This is a genomic window from Devosia sp., assembly GCF_017744655.1.
GTDB lineage: Bacteria > Pseudomonadota > Alphaproteobacteria > Rhizobiales > Devosiaceae > Devosia.
Genome location: NZ_JAGIAW010000002.1, coordinates 26267 through 45909, shown reverse-complemented (window position 1 = coordinate 45909; position 19643 = coordinate 26267). Strand labels below are relative to the sequence as shown.

The window sequence follows — 19643 nt, the reverse complement described above, 5'->3', positions numbered from 1 at the left end:
CATTAATGATTTGGCAAGATGTCGTTTTGCTTGGATGTAAAGCAATTGTCACACGGCATCTCTTGTGTGGCATTTTCGACTCAATAAACCTCTCTAGAGATGCTCCGGCGGCTCCCATTCCGGCCATTCAACGGCGTGCTCTTCCCATTCTTCGGGATCGACTTCGGTCTCGAGAAACGTCCGGCCCGAAACCGACACACCGACATCGATCACCGTCTGCGGATCGCCCGAGACTAGCGGGTGCCACCAGGCGAGCCCCTTGCCCTCGGCCAGCCGACGATAGGCGCAGGTCGTCGGGATCCATTTGATCTCGGTGACATTCTGCGGCGTCAGCTTGATGCAATCGGGCACGATCTTCTGTCGGTTGGGATAGTCCGTGCATCCACAGGTCTCGCCATCGAGCAATTGGCAACGCACGTCTGAGGTGATCAGCGTGCCGGTATCCTCGTCCTCGAGCTTGATCAGGCAGCAGCGCCCGCAGCCGTCGCAGAGCGCTTCCCACTCTGTCGCGGTCATTTGATCGAGCGTTTTTTCTTCCCAGAAGGACATTGGCAAGGTGGTCTCGTTTATCCTGTTGCCGGTTTGCGCTTGTCTTGGCCCCAGCGCAATCATATTCCAGCGATGCAATTGCATTGCCCGGGGGCGCAAGACACATTCGAGCCGCTTTGAACGTTTTCAGAAAAAGTGGGTACAACTTTTTCGGTTCGAAAGGCGAAGAACAAAAAGTCAGACTATTTCTCTGTCTAGAGAAATAGTCGGGGTGCAGGGGTTTTCGGTGCAGGATCCGTTCTATAGCAAGCAAAAGCGGCAAAAGCGCGCCGGCGGCATGCTGGCGGCCGACGCCTGGCTTGACTCCTCGCTTTACGAATTCTGGCAGGCGCTCGGCCGCTGGTACACGCGCTACCAGGATTTCATGAGCCGGTTCCACGTCACCGGCATCAAGCGCTTCTTCGTCGAAATCCTGTCCGACGCCTTCACCTTCGGCGCCATCGGCGCTGTCATCGTCACCGCCTTCGCCCTCCCCGCCTTCAACATCATCGACCGCGGCGCCTTCAACAAGGCCGAGGATTACTCCGTCGTCTTCCTCGATCGCTTCGGCAATGAAATCGGCCGCCGCGGCATTCGCTCCGACGATAGCGTGGCGCTCGACCAGATGCCGGACTTCCTGATCAAGGCGACGCTCGCCACCGAAGACCGGCGTTTTTACGAGCATTTCGGCATCGACATCGTCGGCACGCTGCGCGCCCTTGCCTCCAATGCCCAGGGCGACAATTCCACCCAGGGCGGCTCCTCGCTCACCCAGCAGTTGGCGAAAAACCTCTTTCTCTCCTCCGAACGCACCTTTGAGCGCAAGATCATCGAGGCCTTCCTCGCCGTCTGGCTCGAATGGCACTATTCCAAGGACGAAATCCTCAAACTCTACTTTGACCGCGCCTATATGGGCGGCGGCAATTTTGGCGTTACCGCCGCCGCCGAATTCTATTTCGGCAAGCGCGTGCAGGACATTAACCTGGCTGAAGCCGCCATGCTCGCCGGCATGTTCAAGGCCCCGACCCGCTACGCACCGCATGTCGACCTCGCCGCGGCCCGCGGCCGCGCCAATCTCGTCCTTACCAATCTCGTTGCCGCCGGTTTCCTCACCGAGGGCCAGGTGACCGCCGCCCGCCGCCATCCCGCCGCCCCCATCGACCGCACCGCCGACGTCAATTCCCCGAACTATTTCCTCGATTGGGCTTTTGAGGAAGCCAAGCTCAAGATCGAGGAAACCAATGCGCCGGGGAACAATTTCCTCGTCCGCACCACCATCGATACGACGCTGCAAAAGTACGCCGAGGAAGCCGTCACCTCGGTCGTGCGCGAACAGGGCGAGCAATACAAGGTCAGCCAGGCCGCAATGGTCGTCACCGATACTCAGGGCGCCATCCGCGCCATGGTTGGCGGCATGGACTATGGCAAGAGCCAGTTCAATCGCGCCATCGTCTCGACCCGGCAGCCCGGCTCGGCCTACAAGATCTTCGTCTATTCCGAAGCCTTTGAGCAATTGGGCCTCAAACCCTCCGACCCGATCACCGACCGCCCCGTCTGCATCGGCGACTGGTGCCCACAAAACTATGGCCGCAGCTACAAGGGTTCGGTGAGTCTCCAAAGCGCCTTCGCCCAGTCGCTCAATACGGTCCCCGTCACCCTCTCGATCAAGACCGGCCGCGAACCCATTGCTGCCCTCAGCCATCGCATGGGGCTGCGCGCCGATTACCCGGTTACCCGCTCGCTGGCCCTCGGCGTCGCCTCGGTCTCGGTCATCGACATGACCTCGTCCTATGCCGTCTTTGCCAATGATGGCTACAAGACCCCGGCCTTCGGCATTACCCGCATGACGACCTTGGGCGGCGATCTCGTCTGGGAAGCCGATCCCGATGCCGCGCGCGAGCGCGTGCTGTCCGAGCAGACCGTCGCCTATATGAATCAGATGATGTATGCCGTGACCCAGAACGGCACCGGCACCCGCGCCCGCATCGAAGGCGTGCCGACGTTGGGCAAGAGCGGCACGACCTCTTCCTATCGCGACGCCTGGTTCTGCGGCTTTACCGGCAACTATGTCGCCGCCGTCTGGTTCGGCAATGACGACTACAGGCCCACCAACAACTTGACGGGCGGCAGCCTGCCGGCCATCGCCTGGCAGAAATTCATGGCCTATGCCCATACCAATATCGAGATCAAGCCGGTCTTCGGCGTCGATTTCGTGCCCCAGCAGACCGTCGTCGCCGATGCCAGCGCCGAAGTACCGGCCGAGGACGTGGTCGAGCGCCCGCCCAGCCTGACCCCGGCCGCGGCGCGAAAACTGCTCGATCTCGCCGGTCGCCTCGATACGGCCATTCGTGATCTCGAACCGATATCGGACCAGGCCCGCGCCGCCCTCAGCGGCAGTTCGGCAGGCCTCTAGGCGCCCGCTTCGCTAAAAATGCAGCAATTAAACCTCTGAGGCGTCCACATTTTCGCCTCATGCACTGGCCATTGCCTTGATGTCCTCACGGCCTCGTGAGTATTCTTTCAATCAAAGGACAAGTCATGAAGACGTCAATTCTCGCACTTGGTTTCATCCTCGCCGCCTCCAGCGCAGCCTTTGCCTGCACGGCCGAAGAACTGCAGGCCAAGGCCATGGAAGTGTCCACCAAGGTGCAGACCGTGATTGCCGCCCACCCGGAAAAGGCGTCCGAAATCACCGAGAAATTCACCGCGCTGCAGACCAATCCGCCCGCCGATGTCGAATCCGCCTGCAAGGTCTATGACGACCTGCTGGTCGAGATCGAAGCGCTCTAAGCTTTTGCGGAAGGCGGGCGCGGCGCGCCTGCCTTCCCACCGCCAAATTTATCCCCTCCCCCTCTCAGACGCTTCCTCCTCCACCGTTCCGTTGCTATAGCCTAAACTGTTCGCAGCGCTGCCGGTCCAGCACCCCATGCCCAACCATAGAGGTTGCTGAACCAATATGCGGTTTGTCCTTCTGCTCCTCGTGTCCATCGCCATTGCCCTCGCGACGGGTTTCGGCCTCAGCTATTATGCGCTGACCGATGGCCGCCTTTTCGGCGCCGCACAGCTTGGCCCCTGGATTTCCTGGCCCGATCTCGGCTCGGCCTCACCCAATCCCTATTCACGCGGCCATCTCACCCGCGAAGCCGAATTGCAGCTCGGCCGCGCCGAAGGCCTGAAATTCACCGCCACCACCGACAGCGCAGGCGAAGCGCTCGACCTCTCCTGCGCCTATACGCTCGAAGGCCACGTCCCCGTTTCGAGCTTCTGGACCCTCGCAGCGGTTGATAGCCAGGGCATCAATCTCGCCGCGCCGGGCACCGACCTTGCCCTGCGTTCAAGCGAAATCGCCCGCACCAATTCAGGCAGCATGGTCATCCATGTGGGCAAAACCCTGGCACCGGGCAATTGGCTCGAACTCAGCGGCAGCGGCCCCTTCGCCCTCGAACTGACCCTTTACGACACCACTGCCTTTTCCGGCTTCAGCTCGGACAATGACACCATGCCCACCATCACCCGGGGAGACTGCGCATGACCCGGGTCATTCTCTGGCTGCTCGGCGGCGTGCTTCTCGGCGGCATCATCCACATTCTCGTCATCCTCACCCTGCCCCTCCTGGCCGAGGAAACCACCTGGTCGCGCGTCTCCGCCCTCGAGGCGAAGAACCGCATGCTGATCCTGCCGCAGGTCGAGGCCGGCAAGCCTAATCCGCTAGGCCTCGATCCCGAACTCGTCTATGGCCTCTGTCAGGTCGATCTCGATGAAGGCCCCGCCTATCTCCGCGGCATGCTGCCCGACGCTTTCTGGTCCCTGGCCCTTTTCAACGAAGCCGGCGCCGTCATCTATTCGACCACCAATCGCGATGGCATCGGCCAGACCGTCGATCTCGGCATTTTCAATGCCGCTCAGACCCGCCTCCTCGCCCAGCAGCAGCTCGATATCGAAGAAGGCCTGCTGGTCGTCGAAGCTCCCGCCGATCATCTCTTCGTCCTTGTCCGCCTCTCCCCGCCCCACGAAGTCATGCGCACGCGCTTTGCCGAGCGTCTCTCCGCGGTCCAATGCGGGCCGCGCCGCTGATGGCCATGCCATTCTCGGCCGTCGTCCTATACGTTCTGGCCGCGCTGGCTGAAATTGCCGGCTGCTTTGCCTTCTGGGCCTGGTGGCGTCTCGACAAGTCCCCGCTCTGGCTTGCGCCGGGCCTGCTTGCCCTCATCGCCTTCGCCTGGCTCCTTGCCCTCGCGCCGGCCGATCATGCCGGCCGCGCCTATGCCGCCTATGGCGGGGTCTATATTGTCGCCTCGCTGATCTGGCTCTTTGCCGTCGAGGGCCGCCAACCCGACCATTGGGATATCGCCGGCGGCCTCCTCGCCCTTGCCGGCGCGGCCGCCATCCTCTTCGGCCCGCGGAGCTAACAGAATGATCCTGCACGTCGAAATCGCCGCCACCGACCTCGATCGTGCCATGGGCTTTTATCGCGAAGTATTCGGCGTGGCGTTCGCCGCTCCCATCGATCTGCATGAAAGCCGCATGGCCTATGTCGAAGGCCCCTTCGAAGGCGCAAGCTGGGCCCTCTGCCAGGGTGAGGTCTATGTCCCGACCCAAAACGGCGCCATCCTCTATTTCGCCGTCGACGACATCGACGCCGTCCTCAGCCGCGCCGAAAATCTCGGCAGCAACGTGCTCTTCCCCAAGACCACGCTCGCCGATGGCAGCCACGTCGCCGAAATCGGCGATAGCGAGGGCAATCGTATCGCCGTGCAAACCCGCGGCTGACCATGACCCCCGACGTTTTTCTGTCTGCCCTCGCCACAGCGGTTTCTCGCTACCGCACTGAAGTCGCGACACGCGCCGAACACCTTTCGCTGCTGCTCTGGCAGATGAATGAGGGCCACCGCCTCGATCTGCGCGAGACCATGCCCGGGCATCTCACCACCAGCGCCATCGTGCTCTCGCCCGATCACGGGAAAATCCTCGTCATCGACCACGTCACCATCGGCCGCTGGCTGCAGCCGGGTGGTCACTACGAGCCAAGCGCCTTCTTCCATCTCTCTGCCCAGCGCGAAGCCGAAGAAGAAACCGGCGTTACAGGCCTAAAACTCCATCCCTGGCATAGGGACCAAGACCTGCCCTTCGTCATCGACAGCCACGACGTCCCCGGCAAACGCTCCCGCAACGAGCCGCCGCATGTCCACCACGATCTGCAATACCTGTTCATTGCCGACCCCAGCCTGCCACTCGTGGCGCAGCTCGACGAGGTTCATGCCGCGCAATGGCGGGAAGTTGGCATGTTGGGTGAGTTCGCGCCCAAGGCGGCCGAGCGGCTGAAATCGGTGAAGGCGCCGGGCTAAAGGCCCGCAGGGCCACCTCTCCCTTTGGGGGAGAGGTCGACGCGAAGCGGCGGGTGAGGGGGCCTTCCGGCAAACGCGGAGCGCGAGAAAGGCCCCCTCACCCGGATTGCTGCGCAATCCGACCTCTCCCCCAAGGGAGAGGTGAAGAGTCACAAGACCCCAATCACCCCACCAACCGCCGCCAGCGCCACCACCACCCATAGCGGCGGCAATTTCCAGCTCACCAGCGCCACGAACCCCGCCAGCGCCAGCGCAAAATCGAGCGGCGAAAGCACCGCACTCGTAAACACCGGATCATAGAGCGCCAGCGCCAGAACGCCGACCACGGCCGCATTGGCGCCGCGCATCCCCGCCTGCGCCAGCACATTCCCCCGCAGCCCATGCCAGAACGGCAGCGCGGCGACGAGAATCAACAGCCCCGGCAGAAAGATCGCCACGAGCGCAATTCCCGCGCCCAAAACGCCATTGGGCGGCCCGGAGCTCGCAGCCCCGAGATAGGCGGCAAAGGTAAAGAGCGGACCGGGCACGGCCTGCGCCGCGCCATAGCCGGCAAGGAAGGTGCTCTCGCTCAGCCAGCCTTTTCCAACCGTGCCCGCCTCAAGCAGCGGCAACACCACATGGCCGCCGCCAAACACCAGCGCTCCAGCCCGATAAAAGGCATCGAACAGCGCCAGAGCCGGGTTCACCCCCGCAAGAAAGGGCAACACGACCAGCAGGCCGACAAACAGCAACAGCGCAAGAACACCAAAACCGCGCGACACCGGCGCTTTAGCCTCTGCCACAGCGCCATTGCCCTTTTCCTGGCACAGCGCCAGCCCGAGTGCCGTGCCCACCACGATCGCGGCGACCTGCCCAAGCACCCCGCCAAAAACCACCATGGCAAGCACAGCCAGGACGGCAATGCCCGCCCGCACCCGATCCGGCGTCAGGCTTTTCGCCATGCCCAGCACCGCCTGCGCCACCACGGCGACGGCCACCAGTTTCAAGCCATGAAGAACGCCCTGCGCCAGATCGCCATCAAGCGCCGCCGCACCCAGTGCAACCGCGACCATCAGAATCGCCGATGGCAGCGTGAACCCGATCCACGCCGCCGCCGCACCCAACGGCCCGGCGCGCATCAACCCGATGGCAAAGCCAACCTGGCTCGATGCGGGCCCCGGCAGAAACTGGCAGAGCGCCACGAGATCGCCATAGGCCTTGTCGTCGAACCAGCCGCGTCTCGTGACGAACTCGTCGCGAAAATATCCCAGATGCGCGATCGGCCCACCGAAGCTCGTGAGACCAAGTTTGAGAAAGGCTCCAAAAACCTCTCCGGCAGACCCGGTCTTTTCGATACTCACGCTTGGCTCCAGCGACTACTTGATTTGAATGACTTCCGTATCCGGGACCATCGTCTGGAAGCGTGACGGTATGGTGACACCGCCCTGCCCCGGCCGCGTGCTGCTCCCCGAGCAGAAATCATGCCGGCTTGCCCGGTCGGCCCAGGCGCGCAATTGGCTCAGGGAATTATCCACCGCGATCGACTGCTCATGCGGGGTTTCGACCAGGAGATTGTCGAGCGCGTAGGAATAGCTCTCGTAGCGGTAATTCACCGCCCGCACGAACCACTCGATGTAATGGGTGTTCTCATAGCGCCGCGCCGCGACATCGGCCGCCGCCGTCGGCGCCACATTGGTCAGCGAAGCCAAGGCGATCTCGCGATTGCGATCAACCTCGATCACCGCACAGACGCTGGCAAAGGTCGAGGGCAAGGTATCGAGATCAGCCAGGATATGCCGGCCCAGCGTCGCATAGCGCACCCGTGAAGACTGGTAATGCTCGCGCTTGAGCCAATTGTAATAGCGGTCGGTCGTGAACTTCCAGTCCTTGGCCCGCGTGATTCGCGTGCGCTGCATTTCCGCTTCCGTGTCGAACATCCAGTCCCGCGAATGCGCGGCCACGAGAAAGCGCCAGGTGCGATCATGCATTTCGCGTTCCTGGTCGGTCTGGTTGAAGTTCGAGACCGGTTCGCGCTGCTTGGCCATGAAGGTGCCGACAGCGGGCAGCACATCATCGTGCAGGACGCTCGGCTTGGCCCTGCCGAAATCGCCAACGGGCCGCGACGCGCAAGCGACCAGCAGCCCGGCCAAAAGTGCCGTCCCGAGAAAACCAAGAATGCGCGGCATACAATCAGCCGCGTTTACGACGACGCCGTGAGGGGTCGAGACGGTCAGTGGGTGGCGGCGTCGGACCGCGTTCATAACGTACCCCGGTGAAGAGAAATATCTGTGCGTCGCCGGACAGTGATTGTCCTGGTTTTGCGGGTCGATCCCGCCTTTCGAATTTTAACAGCTTGCCCAAGCTGACCTCCAATGCGGCTCCCCCGTCCCTAGTGGAGGCAGCCAGTTCAGTGTGATTCTCCCGGCACGATGACGCACCTCGTGCTGGCCCTATTAAGAGATCGTCAAGGTTAACAGTCTGCTAACGAATTACAGGCAAATTGATCATCAGAACGCGCCGGGGGCGCGCAATTAGTCGATGGTCCTGCCCAACATGCTCGGTTTTCAGCCTTACGAAACCTTCCAGCTTCTCATTGAAACCGGCGGTGTGGACCGCACCAACACCCTGCTCATAGCGGCATGCGACGCCTATGCCCGCCGCGGTCGTCCAACTGTTCCCGAAATGGAACAGTTCGAGACTTTGGCCACGCGCCTCTTCCAATCGGCCAGCCCCCAGGCCCGCGCCAAGGCCGCCGCGATCCTCGGCCGCAGCGAACTTCTCTCCCAAGCGCTCGAGCAGCTCGTCGTTGAAAACATTGGCGAAGATCTCGTTTCCTTCCTCGCCAGCGCCGAAGAACTCTCCGATCGGACCCTCCTCGACGTGCTTAGCCGCTACGACGTTGCCGCTGCCGCAACCATTGCCGGCCGCAAGAACCTCACCAATGTGGTCCTCGCCAAGCTTTTCCAGATGAACTCGCGCAAGGTGTATCGCGCCCTCGCCACCAACATGGACATCACCCCGCGCGGCGCCTATCTCAGCGCCCTCGCGCGCTCGGCACAGATGGACCATCTCGTCGCCGAAGCCCTTGGCGAACGTAAGGATTTCGACGCAGCCCTCCTCGCGCCGGCCTTCTTCGATCTTTCCGACGCACAGCGAATCAAGGTCATCCAGGCCTTCGCCAATCGCGAAACCCCGGCCGCCCCGATTTCGCGCACCATCGAGCAGCTTTCGGTCGCGACCCCGGAACTGACTAAGGCGCTGATGAAGCTCTTTTCGGAAAACCGTCGTCCGGAAGTCACAAAACTTCTTGCCCAGATTACCGGCCTCGACGAAGTCCGCTGCGGCCAGATCGCCCATGACGTCACCGGCGCGTCGACCTTCGTCGTCCTGCGCGGTTTCGGCGTCTCGGCCTATGACGGTCTGAAAGTTCTGATCCACGCCACCAGTCATGACAGCGAACGCTCGCGCGCCCTGGCCGATTTCGCCTCGCTCTTCGCCACCGTCTCTGCCGATGCCATGGCCTATCTGATGAGCGCCTGGCGTGGCGAAGTGAACCTCCTCGATCTTTCGAAGCCCCAGTACCGTCCGGTCAACATGCCGAGCCGCCGCACGCCGCAGCCGGCAGCGGCCAGCGGCTCGGGCAATGCCGTGGTCGAGCAGGCCATGGTCGCCCTCTCCCGCATCGGCGCCCGCCGCGCCGGCTAATCCGCAATTTTTCGGAAGTACCTAGACCCGGGCTGTTCCTCAGCCCGGGTTTTTCACGACCTCAATCCCGAGGTCGTCCCCTCGCAAGTCGACGCTCAGCACCCACAGATCGGGATCAAAGTCCACTTCCCGAGCAATGCGCTGGCGGACCGTATCGGGCTCGACATGCGAGAAGCGGGTCTGGAACACCAGCCCCGCCCCATCTCCCCGACTGATCACAGGCGCCGGCGTGTAGAGCGAGCGCGTGCCATCAAGATGGTCGACCTCAATAAAGACCTGCCCGGCAATGGGATCGCCCTTGCGGGCGACCACGCACATATGGCCAAGATCATTGTGGCGCCGCACAAAGGCCATGCACCACAGATCGCTGCGGATCGCGCCGGCCACTAGATGGTCGCGCCAGCCTTGCGCAGCAGGTCGATAAGGTCGGGCTGCACCTGGCCGGTGATCTTGTAGCGATGGAAGTTTTCGAATTCCCGGATGGCGCGGGCCGTTTCGGGTCCCGGATTGCCATCAATCTGGCCACGGAAGAACCCCAGGCTCGCAAGACCCCGTTGAATATCGGCAACAAGCTCGCCATCCGTGGCCGGGCGCGCAGCCCGTGGCTGGGAGGGCGGCGTCGTATTGGCGACGGTCTGGACAACCGGCTGCGGTTGCGGCGCGGCCTGGACCGGAGCGGGCATGGCTTGGCTCGGTAGGCTGGCGCTCGGCATGGGCGGGTTGGCAACCGGCGTACCGGTACCGCGCGTGCCATCGACAGCCGCGACAATCGAATCAATGGTATTGGCAGCGGCGACACCCACCGTATCGACAGCCTGTTCGACAGGCGAAAGCGCGGGCAGACGCGCCACGACGCGATCCTGCTCGACAGGGGCCGCCTGCTGAACCGGAGCCGGAGCCGGAGCCGGCGCAGCAGCAACCGCTACCGGCTGGGCTACGACGGGAGCCGGTGCTGGCGCGACGACGGCCTGAGGCTGCGGGGCCGCCTGAACGACAGGCTGTGGCACCGGAGCGGGCGTTGTCACCATTCCGGAAGCATTGGAACCAAGAATGGCATTGACCACATTGGCCGAGAGCGCACCCTGCGGAGCAAAACCGTTACGCTCTTCGAAGGCGCGGATGGCGCGGGCCGTCATCGGACCATAATAGCCATCGACCTTGCCTTCAAAAAGCTGCAGCTCGGCGAGCTTCTTCTGCACGGCGAAAACTTCCGAATTGCCCACCGGCTGGTCCGGAATGGTCTGCGGCACAGCGGCGACGCTGCCCGTGGTTTGCGGCGACACGACAGGCGCCGCAACCACGGCCGTCTGCTGCGCGTCTTCCACGGCCTGTTCGCGCATTTCGACCGGCGCGGGCATGGGGGCGGCTTGCGGCGTGACGGCATAGGGCACGCTGCGGTCAGCGGCAAAGAAGGGCGAGGGATGCATCCCGGTCTGGAAATAAAGCGCATTGCTGCTCGCCAGAGCGCTCATGGTCACGAGCGCAAAAACGGCTGTCGAGGCGAGCGGAGCCTGCATATAGCGGTTGAATGCCCAATGCGCCCCACGACCAACTTGGTTCATGAGGACGCTACCGGCCATAAGCGGCAGCTGGGACAGGGTCGATGCTGTCATTGCGCTTTTCTTTTTTCGTTTTGCCATGAATTGATAGGCGCCGCCGCAGGCTCCCGATGGAGGGGTAGAACTGCGACAGTCTCTTCCAACTTTGTTGCCGGACCGTTTATCGGCAGAAGAACGGTCATGGTTGTCCCCGCTCCAATTTCAGACATGGCCCGGAGCGCCCCGCCATGCAGTTCGGCCAAGCCCTTGACGATCGAAAGGCCGAGGCCTGTGCCTTCATATTGCCGGTTGAGCCCATCCTGCGCCTGGAAGAAGGGCTCGCCGATGCGTTCGAGCGCCATGGGCGCCATGCCAATGCCCTGGTCGCGCACGGCGAAACTCAACGACTGGCCCTGACGCTTGACCACGAGCGTCACCGTGTCACCGACATGGCTAAATTTTATGGCATTGGAGAGCAGGTTGATCAGAATCTGCCGGCAGGCGCGTTCGTCGGCCAGAATCGTCGGCAGACCCGATTCGATCTGCGCTTCAAGCGTGATCGAGCGCGCCTTGGCCATGGCATCGACCATGGCAAAGCAGGCCGGCACGATTTCGTCGGGCTGGAAACGCGCGGTGCTGATTTCAAACTTGCCGGCCTCGATGCGCGACATGTCGAGCAGCATGCCGACGACGTCGAGCAGATGCTTGCCGCTCTGGTGGATGAGGCCCGCATATTCGCGATGGGTCGGCGACAGCTCGCCGCCAATACCGGTCGTCATCATTTCGGAAAAGCCGACCACTGCATTGAGCGGCGTGCGCAGTTCGTGCCCGATGGTGGCGAGGAAGCGCGACTTGGCTTGTGAAGTTTCTTCCGCCGCCCGCCGGGCCTCGGTCATGGCAGCTTCGGCATCCTTGCGCTCGGTGACGTCGCGCAGCAGCGCCGTCACTTCATAGCGCGTGCCCACCATCTGATCCTTGATCGGCGAGAAATGTGCTTCTACCCAGATGAACTGCGGTAGGCCGCCCGTGGCGTGCGGATCGTCGCGGCGCATGCGCACTTCGATCGACCGGCTCCGCCCCCCCTGGTTGGCATCGGCAAAGGCGGTGAGATAGGCCGGCCGGTCCATGACATGGAGGCGTTCGGCGAGCGAACCGGTGGTCAATTGATAGCGCGGGCAGCCGAACAGCGTCTCGGCCGAGCGCGAGGCCGAAAGCAGTTCGCCTTCGGTCGAAAAGCACAGCACCGTGTCCTGCACGGTCTCGACCAGGTGCCGATAAGCATTGAGCTGGGCCTTGTCGTGCACAACATAGCCGGCATTGATGTGGTGAGTCGTATGCGCAACGAGCAGCGCGGCAAGGCAGAATGCTGCCGTTCCGGCGACCATTGCCTCGTTGGCAAGGCCCAAATCCGCGGGCAGGCCCATAAGAGCCCCGATCGACCCAAGCACCAGCGCCAGCACGACCACCAGCCAGCTCCAGAGCCGCACAATCGGTCCCATCAGCAGCGCCGCCAGAACCGGACCCATAACGGTCACGATCAACCCCACATCGGCAAGGCGCATATCGAGCAGCGTCAAGACGAGACCCGAACCCATAACAGCGACGATCTGGGCAAGGGCGGCGTCATCATAGCGGGCGCGGTGATAAAGCGAGAGACTCAGCATGCCGCCGCCGAGGCCCACGCAGGCAATCGCAAAGCCGAGCGCGGCCTGGCTTGCCAGCGCCCACATGGCGAAAGGCATGAAGATAACGGAGACGGCAATCATCAGGCGAGCATTGTTGGCGATGGTCTTGCGGCGCAGCACATCGGGGCGCTGGCAGGACGCCGCAGGCGCGCCATCATCCCTTCCGCCGATGCCGAAAATACCAAGGCTACGCATCACTTTACTCATACTCGAGACGCCACTCTTGCCGGCCCCCAAAGCCGTTGGGCGGGTCCGAAACCGGACCGGCCCGTCTGATTGTGCATCAGATCTTGTGGGTCACACTCGCGCGGCAGGCCCTAAGACAGGCTTAAGTGCGCGCCCACACGGGAGGGCTTTCGCCCGATAGCGTAAACAAGGCGTTGCCCAATTCCGAAACTGCGACAACCATTTGTTTCAAATTTTAAGAACTGGCCCCAGTTGGCCTTAAGAAGCGGCACATAGTCTTTAATGCGAAGAGCGGGAGAGGCCCGTTCGGAAGCTAGTGTTATGATGTTTCTCCTGCGTTCGGCATTCTGGCTCACCCTCGCCTTCGTGGTCATCCGGCCCGAAGTCGATGTGCGCGCCTCTGCCGGGTCGGTGGCCAACGAGGCCCTCGCCCGCGGCAGTCAGTTCGTCGCCGACCAGATCGAGGCGATCGAATGCGATAGCCTGCAATGTATTGGGGGCAAGGCCATTGTCGCCGCGGCCCTCCCACCTATCCCGCCCTCCGGCACACCCATGCATGTCGCGCCGCAGGACAATCCGGTTCCCTATCCCCGACCTCGACCGGATTGGGCGGGCTGACGGACGCCTGCCCCGGCGTCCGATTGATCTATCCAGTGGCACGCGTCTCTTGCCCAAGCGACGCAACTCCAGCGTCCACTGGCCCCTGCCGCAAGCACCTTGCCCCGTGCTTGCGGCTTTTTCTTTCTTTACCTAGATAGAGGGCATGACCCAGCCCCAGCCTTTCCAGGACATTGCCGACAATCTTTCCTTCCTCGACGATTGGGAAGACCGGTATCGCTACCTCATCGAACTCGGCCAGGCCCTGCCGCGCCTCGAAGCAAATGAGCGCGTCGACAGCAACAAGGTGAATGGCTGCGTCTCGCAGGTCTGGCTCGTCTCCGAACCGGTCGAAACGGATGGCTCGGTGTCGCTTCACATCCGTGGTGAAAGCGATGCGATGATCGTGCAAGGGCTCGTGGCAATCTTGCTGGCTCTCTACTCGGACCGTCCCGCGCGGGAAATTGCCGAAACCGACGCCATTGCCATCTTTGACGAACTGGGCCTCCGAGAACACCTCACCGCCCAGCGCTCCAATGGCCTCGTCGCCATGGTCAACCGCATCCGCTCCGAAGCGCGGGCCAAAGTTTACTGATCGGCTTTTTGTCGCTGCAATTTTCTGAGGAGCGGCTGCTCGACGAAGCGATAGAGCAGCAGCCCCATCCATACCCCTGTTGCGATGGCCAGCACGGTCACGACCGGCACGATGCCCGGCAGGTTTGGCCCGATCAGTTTCAGGCCAACCCCCGCCATCAGGGCCACGGCGAAGATATGCACGAGATAGATCGAGTAGGATGCATTGCCCATCCGCTCGAGCCAGGCGAGACGCGGCAACCGCCCCTCGCTGCGCAGCGCCAATATCACGGCCACACCTGAAAAGCTGAGGAAGCCGGCAAAGGCGGTGACGTCCTCGACAAAACCGTGATTCCACAAAAAGCCTTCGGCAAGGCCGGCCATGCCGATCACTGCCAGGGCAATCACGACCGACCTCGGAAGCCTCTTGATCCAGCCTTCCATCTGGCCAAGGCCGATCCAGCAGCCAACGACAAAGGCCAGCGGCAGAAAGCTTGTATAGAATTGCGGGATGGCTGACTGCGGAGCGAGCAAAAAACCGACGACAGCGAGAACCGCATAGGCCAAGGTCAGCCCGACCACCCTGCTCCGCGCCGTGAACATCGCGAGCAGCGCAAAGCAGGCGTAGAAGAACATTTCGTAGTTGAGGGTCCAGCCGAGCTTATAGAGCGGATGCAACCCGTGGCTCGCCCCGTTGTAGAACGGGATAAAGGCCAGCGAGAGCGCCAACTGGTTGCCGTCAAAACTCGTGGTCTTGAACAATTGCGGCGCAAACAGCGCCAGCCCGGCGGCAACGAGAGTAAAAGCCCAATAGAGCGGCACGACGCGCAGGATGCGCCGGCGCATGAACTGGCGCCCATCGAAGCGACCGATATCGGTCACGCTGACCATGATGAAGCCGGAAATCACGAAGAACAGAATGACGCCGAGCCAGCCCAGCCGCCCATAGACAATGTTCTCCCCCACCAAAGGGTAGAGCAAGGCATGCGACGCCAGCACCAGCAGAGCGGCGATGGCGCGCAGATATTGGACGGAGACGATCTTCCCGGGCATGGTTCGGTCACGATTGCGGCGAGCATTCTTACCACACGTGCCGTTTTTCAGAACATTGCAGACGCTTACATCGTTAAGAAGCCTCTGTCGGCGGAAACATCGGTGCTCGCTCTGGCAGCCAGTGGCGCTGCCTTTGCGCCTCGCGCCCCCGCGCTTCCGCATCGAGCCCGTAGTGGGCGGCGAGATGGGAGAGCGCGATGCGCAGCACCAGCTTGCCGCCGCGTCGCGGCCAATCGCGCTCCAGTTCGACATCCTGCAAACCCCGATCGAGCCCGCAAATGTCGAACAGCACGGCCCAACATTCGGCCGGCATCGCGACCGCCAGATCCGCCAAGTGTTTTCGTGCATCCGCGGCGCTGGCCGAAAGCGTGCCCTGAACCGGGCTGCCGCTGCCCCGACCACCGGTTCGGGTGGGATCATAGGACATGGTCACGCGCTGGCGCAGGCGGGCGCGCTCGAAAACCTGCATCAGGCGCCGCGCCGCCTCGACGTGATGGGGCAACAGAAAAGGCGCGCTATCCCGCCGCGCGGCAGCGAGGCGTCCCACGGCTTCAGGTAGTCCCTCACTCATTCTCGCCTCCTGCCATAAGATGTGCTTCAAGCCGGTCCAGCTCGGCGTCAAACCTGGCATCGTCGCGCAGGTCTTCGATCAGGCTGCAGGCATAGGAGACAGTTGTCCTATCTCGTCCAAAGGCCGCACCAATGGCAGTCAGGCTGATGCCCTTCGACACATGGGCCAGATACATGGCCAGTTGTCTCGCCCGCGCCGTATCGGCCTGACAGCGAGAAACGTGCACCAACAAGCGGATAGGAATTTTTCGCTCGCGCGAAATCAAAGCAAGGACTTGGGCTAGCCCCGCATCGTCGTGGACCGAAGGCAGGCGCTCGCGCGGCGCATGGCTATGGTGAGTTTCGATTCGCACGGTCATCCTCCGCCGGATATAGGATAATATTCCTACATCCTGACGGAGGTTGTCCACCCCGGGGATAAGTTTTGAAATTTTCCGCACAAGGGCCCATGGGACGGGCCAAAAACACTGCGGCCGCCCGAAGGCGGCCGCAAAGCAGGGGGACCAGCTTTTTGATACATCGCAAGGCCGGCACGCAAGTGCCTTGGTCAATTGCGAGGCAGTATGAGGGGGTTAGGGCGCTCGCTTCGGTCCCTCCGAAGCGTCCGCTCTAGGCGAAATCAGCCAGCCTTGCGGCCGAGGCCATTGTCCTTGGCGAGCTTGGAGCGCGTCGCCGAGTAGTTCGGGGCAACCATGGGATAATCTGCAGGCAGACCCCACTTCTCACGATATTCCTCGGGCGAGAGATTGTAGTGCGTGCGCAGGTGGCGCTTGAGCGACTTGAACTTCTTCCCGTCTTCGAGACAGATGATGTAGTCGGCAGCGACGGACTTGCGGACCGGCACGGCCGGCTTGAGATCCTCGACCACGGCGGGCACTTCATTGCTCCGCAGCGCGCGCAGGGCACCGTGAACATCGGCGATCAGCCGTGTCAGGTCCGAGGGGCTCACGGCATTGTGGCTTACATATGCTGAGACGATATCGGCACTGAGTTCGACGAGATCAAACTCACCCACATCCGCCGGAGCGGTATTGTCGTTCATGATCTAACCTTCCGTAATTTTTTTATTGGGCAGCAACAGGGGCAGTCACAGCCGTGCTGCATTCCTAAGTCTGTTTACTGCCGCAGGCAACTGCCGCTAATCCAATTAATTGGATGCATTACAGATTATTCATGATCCAGAATTTTGTTCCAATCGTGTCTTGATATCGTCACGCACCGTACTTTCGCCGGCATGATAACCCGCAATATAACTAGCGCGGGCAAGGAGATGCGCAGCCACGGGCGTAGTCAAAAGCACGAAAATCACACCGATGATTGCACGCAAAGCCACGGCAGCATCCATGCTGATCACGGCAACGGCGATGAGAACTAGTCCACCACCAACTGCGCCTGCCTTGGAGGCGGCGTGCATCCGCGTGTACAAATCAGGCAAGCGGACCACACCGACGGCGGCGAGAAGCGTGAAAATTGCCCCCAGAATCAGCAGACCGCCCCCAAGGCAGAGTGCGATATCGCCGATCATGATTGCGCCTCCATTGCGGCGGCATCAGTCTTGAGGCCGCGTCGCAAAATATAGCGCGCCAATGCCACGGTCGCGAGGAAGCCGAGCAGGGCCAGGGCAATGGCAATGTCGAGATAAAGCATCCGCCCGGTGCGCACGGCCACGGCACCGATAAAACCCATGGCAACCACGGTCATCAGGTCGAGCGCCAGCACACGGTCGGGCAGCGTCGGACCGATGACGATGCGGACGATGGAAACGAGCAAGGCGAGCCCCAGGAGAATCAGGGCAATCAGGCTCGAAAGATCGACAAAAGCCGCGGCGGTCATTGGAACACCTCCTTGATCCGCGCTTCAAAGCCATTGGCGATCCCGGCAATCAGCGCCGTATCGCTCTCCATGGTCAGCACATGGACATAGAGAACCGAACGATCCTCGGCGACATCCACACTCAGGGTGCCGGGCGTCAGCGTGATCATATTGGCGAGGAGCGTGATTTCCGCGTCCGACTTGACCGTCAGCGGCACCGCCACGATGGCCGGCTTGAGCGCCGATTTGAGATCGGGACGCAGGACGATCAGCGCCACATTGATGGCGCTGACCATCAGTTCGTAGAGAAAAAGCGCAATCAGCGAGAGCACCTTGCCCGCACGGCCCAAGGCCCCCTGCTGCCGGATCGAATAGCGCAGGATTAACAGCGCGCCGCCCCCGACGAGACCGCCAAAGAGCAGGTTCAGGCCCGAAAAGTTACCGGTTATGCCAGCCCAACCAAGGGCCAGGATGACCACAAGAAAAGCCCCGCTCATGGCTCAACTCCCGCAAGGCCAACCGCCTGGACATAGCGGCCGGGATCGACGATATCGGCCGCCGCCCGTTGCCCCACTTCAATGAGCGGATTGGGCCAGAGACCCATCAGCACCACGCCCAGCACCAGCGCGCTCACTGCCCCAAAGGCCAGCCGCACGCGCGGCGTCGGCGCGACGAGCGGCATGGGCTCGCCAGAAGCCGGCTGGCCTTCCGGTCCGTTGCGCCAGAACACATGCGACCAGAGCCGCGTGCCGGCAATCAAGGTCAGGATGGCATTGATCACCAGCGCCACGACCAAGGCACTACCGACCCAGCCCAATTCGGCGTCGGCCACCCCCGCTTCGAGCAGCAGCAATTTGGGCCAGAAGCCGAGGAAGGGCGGCACGCCGGCAACAGCGAGGACAAGCACGAAGAACAGGATCGAAAGCGGCGCGCTGGCGGCATAAAGTCCACCCATTTGCCGCGTATCGCTGGCCCCGGTGCGCACTTCAACAAGCCCCACCACCATATAGAGCGCCGTCATGGCGAGGATGGCGTGGAAGATATAGATACCCGCCCCGGCAATGCCGATAACGCTGGGCAGCGACAGACCGGCTAGGATCGCCCCGATGCCACCGATGACGAAAAAGCCCACCGCACGACGCAGATGCGTTTCGGCAATGGCGCCAAGCGGCGCAATCACCAGTGTCGCAATGGCCAGCACGGCCAATACCGGCTCCAGCATTTCGCGGCTATCGGGCAGGATGGCGACCAGCGACCGCAACAGCGCATAGGCGCCCACCTTGGTGAGCAGGCCCGCGAACAGCGCCGAAACCGCCGGGGTCGGCGTGTGATAGGAAGCCGGCAGCCAGGCATTGACCGGAAAAGCCGCCGCCTTCATGCCGAAGGCGAGCAGCAACAGCGCCGCAATACCGGTCATCGCCGCGCGATTGGCCACCGGCGCCACCCGCATGATGTCAGCCATGTTGAGGGTCCCCAGCAGGCCATAGGTCAGCCCGAGCGCGAGCAGGAACAGTGTCGTCGCGAGGAAATTGAGGAAGCCATATTTCACCGCGCCATCGAGCTGCAGCGGACTGCCGCCCGAAACGATGAGCCCGAGCGAGGCGATCAGCATCACCTCGAACCAGACATAGAGATTGAAGAGATCGCCGGTCAGGAACGATCCGGTCACCCCCGCCAGCAGTAGCAGGACCATGGAATGGAATCCGTCCCTGCCGTCATTCCCCTCCCGGTCGATTTCGGCATAGAGCACGACGACCAGCGTAGCAACCGCCGCCGCCAGCGCAAAGCCGGCACCAAAGAGATCGGCCGCCAGGCTGATGCCAAAGGGCGGCAGCCATTTGCCCATGGTCATGCTGAGCGGCCCTTCGCTCACAATACGGAGCAGCAGGCTGATTTCGCAGGCAATGACGGCGACTATGACCAACACCGCGCCTAGCAGCGGCAGCCTATTGCTGCGCCGCACCACCAGCAGCGCGGCTGAGCCCATCAGCGCCAGCACGATGGGCAGCACCAGCACCCAATCGGCGGCTGATGTCGCAGTCTCGATCATGGCCTGAGGCAATTGGATCATG

Annotated in this window: 24 protein-coding genes; 10 read left to right on the top strand and 14 right to left on the bottom strand. The window is 62.3% G+C overall.

Translation table 11 applies throughout. The features are described 5' to 3' along the window. Positions 1-93: 93 nt before the first annotated feature. Positions 94-549 (bottom strand): YcgN family cysteine cluster protein, encoded by a 456-nt coding sequence (locus J7557_RS06215; RefSeq protein ID WP_291418428.1) that lies wholly within the window; start codon positions 547-549, stop codon positions 94-96. A gap of 226 nt (positions 550-775) precedes the next feature. Here J7557_RS06215 and J7557_RS06210 point away from each other — a divergent pair, with 226 nt between their 5' ends. The 7 genes from J7557_RS06210 to J7557_RS06180 all read left to right on the top strand — a co-directional run bounded on the left by J7557_RS06210 (position 776) and on the right by J7557_RS06180 (position 5873). Continuing rightward, the gene (locus J7557_RS06210) at positions 776-2941 is read left to right on the top strand and encodes a transglycosylase domain-containing protein (RefSeq protein WP_291418426.1); all 2166 of its coding nucleotides are present in this window, start codon (positions 776-778) and stop codon (positions 2939-2941) included. Between the two features lie 125 nt (positions 2942-3066). Then, positions 3067-3318 carry a hypothetical protein gene (locus J7557_RS06205; RefSeq protein ID WP_291418424.1) on the top strand — a complete coding sequence of 84 codons (252 nt, stop codon included), beginning with the start codon at positions 3067-3069 and terminating at the stop codon, positions 3316-3318. A gap of 166 nt (positions 3319-3484) precedes the next feature. Continuing rightward, positions 3485-4060 (top strand): DUF1214 domain-containing protein, encoded by a 576-nt coding sequence (locus tag J7557_RS06200; protein ID WP_291418422.1) that lies wholly within the window; start codon positions 3485-3487, stop codon positions 4058-4060. Beyond that, positions 4057-4602, top strand: a complete 546-nt coding sequence (locus tag J7557_RS06195) for a hypothetical protein (RefSeq protein ID WP_291418420.1) — start codon at positions 4057-4059, stop codon at positions 4600-4602. Before J7557_RS06200 ends, J7557_RS06195 begins: the two co-directional genes overlap by 4 nt. Further along, entirely contained in the window at positions 4602-4937 is a 336-nt protein-coding gene (locus J7557_RS06190) for a YnfA family protein (protein ID WP_291418419.1), read from the top strand. Before J7557_RS06195 ends, J7557_RS06190 begins: the two co-directional genes overlap by 1 nt. 4 nt (positions 4938-4941) lie before the next feature. Next, positions 4942-5298 (top strand): VOC family protein, encoded by a 357-nt coding sequence (locus J7557_RS06185; RefSeq protein ID WP_291418416.1) that lies wholly within the window; start codon positions 4942-4944, stop codon positions 5296-5298. 2 nt (positions 5299-5300) lie between these two features. Continuing rightward, a complete protein-coding gene (locus tag J7557_RS06180) occupies positions 5301-5873 on the top strand; it encodes an NUDIX domain-containing protein (RefSeq protein WP_291418414.1) in 573 nt (190 codons plus the stop codon). A gap of 149 nt (positions 5874-6022) precedes the next feature. On the opposite strand, the gene chrA is transcribed toward J7557_RS06180, so the two are convergent. Continuing rightward, positions 6023-7213, bottom strand: coding sequence for a chromate efflux transporter (gene chrA, locus J7557_RS06175; protein ID WP_291418412.1), 1191 nt, complete (start codon positions 7211-7213; stop codon positions 6023-6025). 15 nt (positions 7214-7228) lie between these two features. Further along, entirely contained in the window at positions 7229-8113 is an 885-nt protein-coding gene (locus tag J7557_RS06170) for a hypothetical protein (RefSeq protein WP_291418410.1), read from the bottom strand. A 277-nt stretch (positions 8114-8390) separates the two neighbouring features. Between J7557_RS06170 and J7557_RS06165 the strand changes: the two genes are divergently transcribed. Further along, positions 8391-9557, top strand: coding sequence for a DUF2336 domain-containing protein (locus J7557_RS06165; RefSeq protein ID WP_291418408.1), 1167 nt, complete (start codon positions 8391-8393; stop codon positions 9555-9557). A 39-nt stretch (positions 9558-9596) separates the two neighbouring features. Here J7557_RS06165 and J7557_RS06160 read toward each other — a convergent pair whose 3' ends face one another. The 3 genes from J7557_RS06160 to J7557_RS06150 are packed head-to-tail and all read right to left on the bottom strand — an operon-like array spanning position 9597 to position 12975. Continuing rightward, the gene (locus tag J7557_RS06160; RefSeq protein ID WP_291418407.1) at positions 9597-9944 is read right to left on the bottom strand and encodes a DUF1491 family protein; all 348 of its coding nucleotides are present in this window, start codon (positions 9942-9944) and stop codon (positions 9597-9599) included. Continuing rightward, positions 9944-11170, bottom strand: coding sequence for a peptidoglycan-binding domain-containing protein (locus J7557_RS06155; protein WP_291418405.1), 1227 nt, complete (start codon positions 11168-11170; stop codon positions 9944-9946). The genes J7557_RS06160 and J7557_RS06155 overlap by 1 nt, the downstream gene beginning before the upstream one ends. Continuing rightward, complete coding sequence (locus J7557_RS06150; protein WP_291418403.1) at positions 11167-12975, bottom strand: PAS domain-containing sensor histidine kinase; 1809 nt, start codon at positions 12973-12975, stop codon at positions 11167-11169. The genes J7557_RS06155 and J7557_RS06150 overlap by 4 nt, the downstream gene beginning before the upstream one ends. A 312-nt stretch (positions 12976-13287) precedes the next feature. Between J7557_RS06150 and J7557_RS06145 the strand changes: the two genes are divergently transcribed. Together J7557_RS06145 and J7557_RS06140 are read left to right on the top strand one after the other, a co-directional pair. Further along, positions 13288-13584, top strand: coding sequence for a hypothetical protein (locus tag J7557_RS06145; RefSeq protein ID WP_291418401.1), 297 nt, complete (start codon positions 13288-13290; stop codon positions 13582-13584). 145 nt (positions 13585-13729) lie between these two features. Then, the gene (locus J7557_RS06140; RefSeq protein WP_291418399.1) at positions 13730-14158 is read left to right on the top strand and encodes a SufE family protein; all 429 of its coding nucleotides are present in this window, start codon (positions 13730-13732) and stop codon (positions 14156-14158) included. On the opposite strand, the gene J7557_RS06135 is transcribed toward J7557_RS06140, so the two are convergent. The 8 genes from J7557_RS06135 to J7557_RS06100 form a co-directional block, all read right to left on the bottom strand. Next, positions 14152-15189 (bottom strand): acyltransferase, encoded by a 1038-nt coding sequence (locus J7557_RS06135; RefSeq protein WP_291418397.1) that lies wholly within the window; start codon positions 15187-15189, stop codon positions 14152-14154. The two genes, J7557_RS06140 and J7557_RS06135, sit on opposite strands and share 7 nt — an antisense overlap. Positions 15190-15262: 73 nt before the next feature. Next, the gene (locus J7557_RS06130; protein ID WP_291418395.1) at positions 15263-15760 is read right to left on the bottom strand and encodes a DUF6456 domain-containing protein; all 498 of its coding nucleotides are present in this window, start codon (positions 15758-15760) and stop codon (positions 15263-15265) included. Next, the gene (locus tag J7557_RS06125) at positions 15753-16118 is read right to left on the bottom strand and encodes a helix-turn-helix domain-containing protein (RefSeq protein WP_291418393.1); all 366 of its coding nucleotides are present in this window, start codon (positions 16116-16118) and stop codon (positions 15753-15755) included. The genes J7557_RS06130 and J7557_RS06125 overlap by 8 nt, the downstream gene beginning before the upstream one ends. A 260-nt stretch (positions 16119-16378) precedes the next feature. Then, the gene (locus tag J7557_RS06120; RefSeq protein ID WP_035086627.1) at positions 16379-16801 is read right to left on the bottom strand and encodes a MucR family transcriptional regulator; all 423 of its coding nucleotides are present in this window, start codon (positions 16799-16801) and stop codon (positions 16379-16381) included. 129 nt (positions 16802-16930) lie between these two features. Then, positions 16931-17284, bottom strand: a complete 354-nt coding sequence (mnhG, locus tag J7557_RS06115) for a monovalent cation/H(+) antiporter subunit G (protein WP_035086629.1) — start codon at positions 17282-17284, stop codon at positions 16931-16933. Next, positions 17281-17592, bottom strand: a complete 312-nt coding sequence (locus J7557_RS06110; protein ID WP_291418389.1) for a cation:proton antiporter — start codon at positions 17590-17592, stop codon at positions 17281-17283. Before J7557_RS06110 ends, mnhG begins: the two co-directional genes overlap by 4 nt. After that, positions 17589-18068 carry a Na+/H+ antiporter subunit E gene (locus tag J7557_RS06105; protein WP_291418387.1) on the bottom strand — a complete coding sequence of 160 codons (480 nt, stop codon included), beginning with the start codon at positions 18066-18068 and terminating at the stop codon, positions 17589-17591. Before J7557_RS06105 ends, J7557_RS06110 begins: the two co-directional genes overlap by 4 nt. Next, positions 18065-19642, bottom strand: coding sequence for a proton-conducting transporter membrane subunit (locus tag J7557_RS06100; protein WP_291418385.1), 1578 nt, complete (start codon positions 19640-19642; stop codon positions 18065-18067). Before J7557_RS06100 ends, J7557_RS06105 begins: the two co-directional genes overlap by 4 nt. Position 19643: the final 1 nt, after the last annotated feature.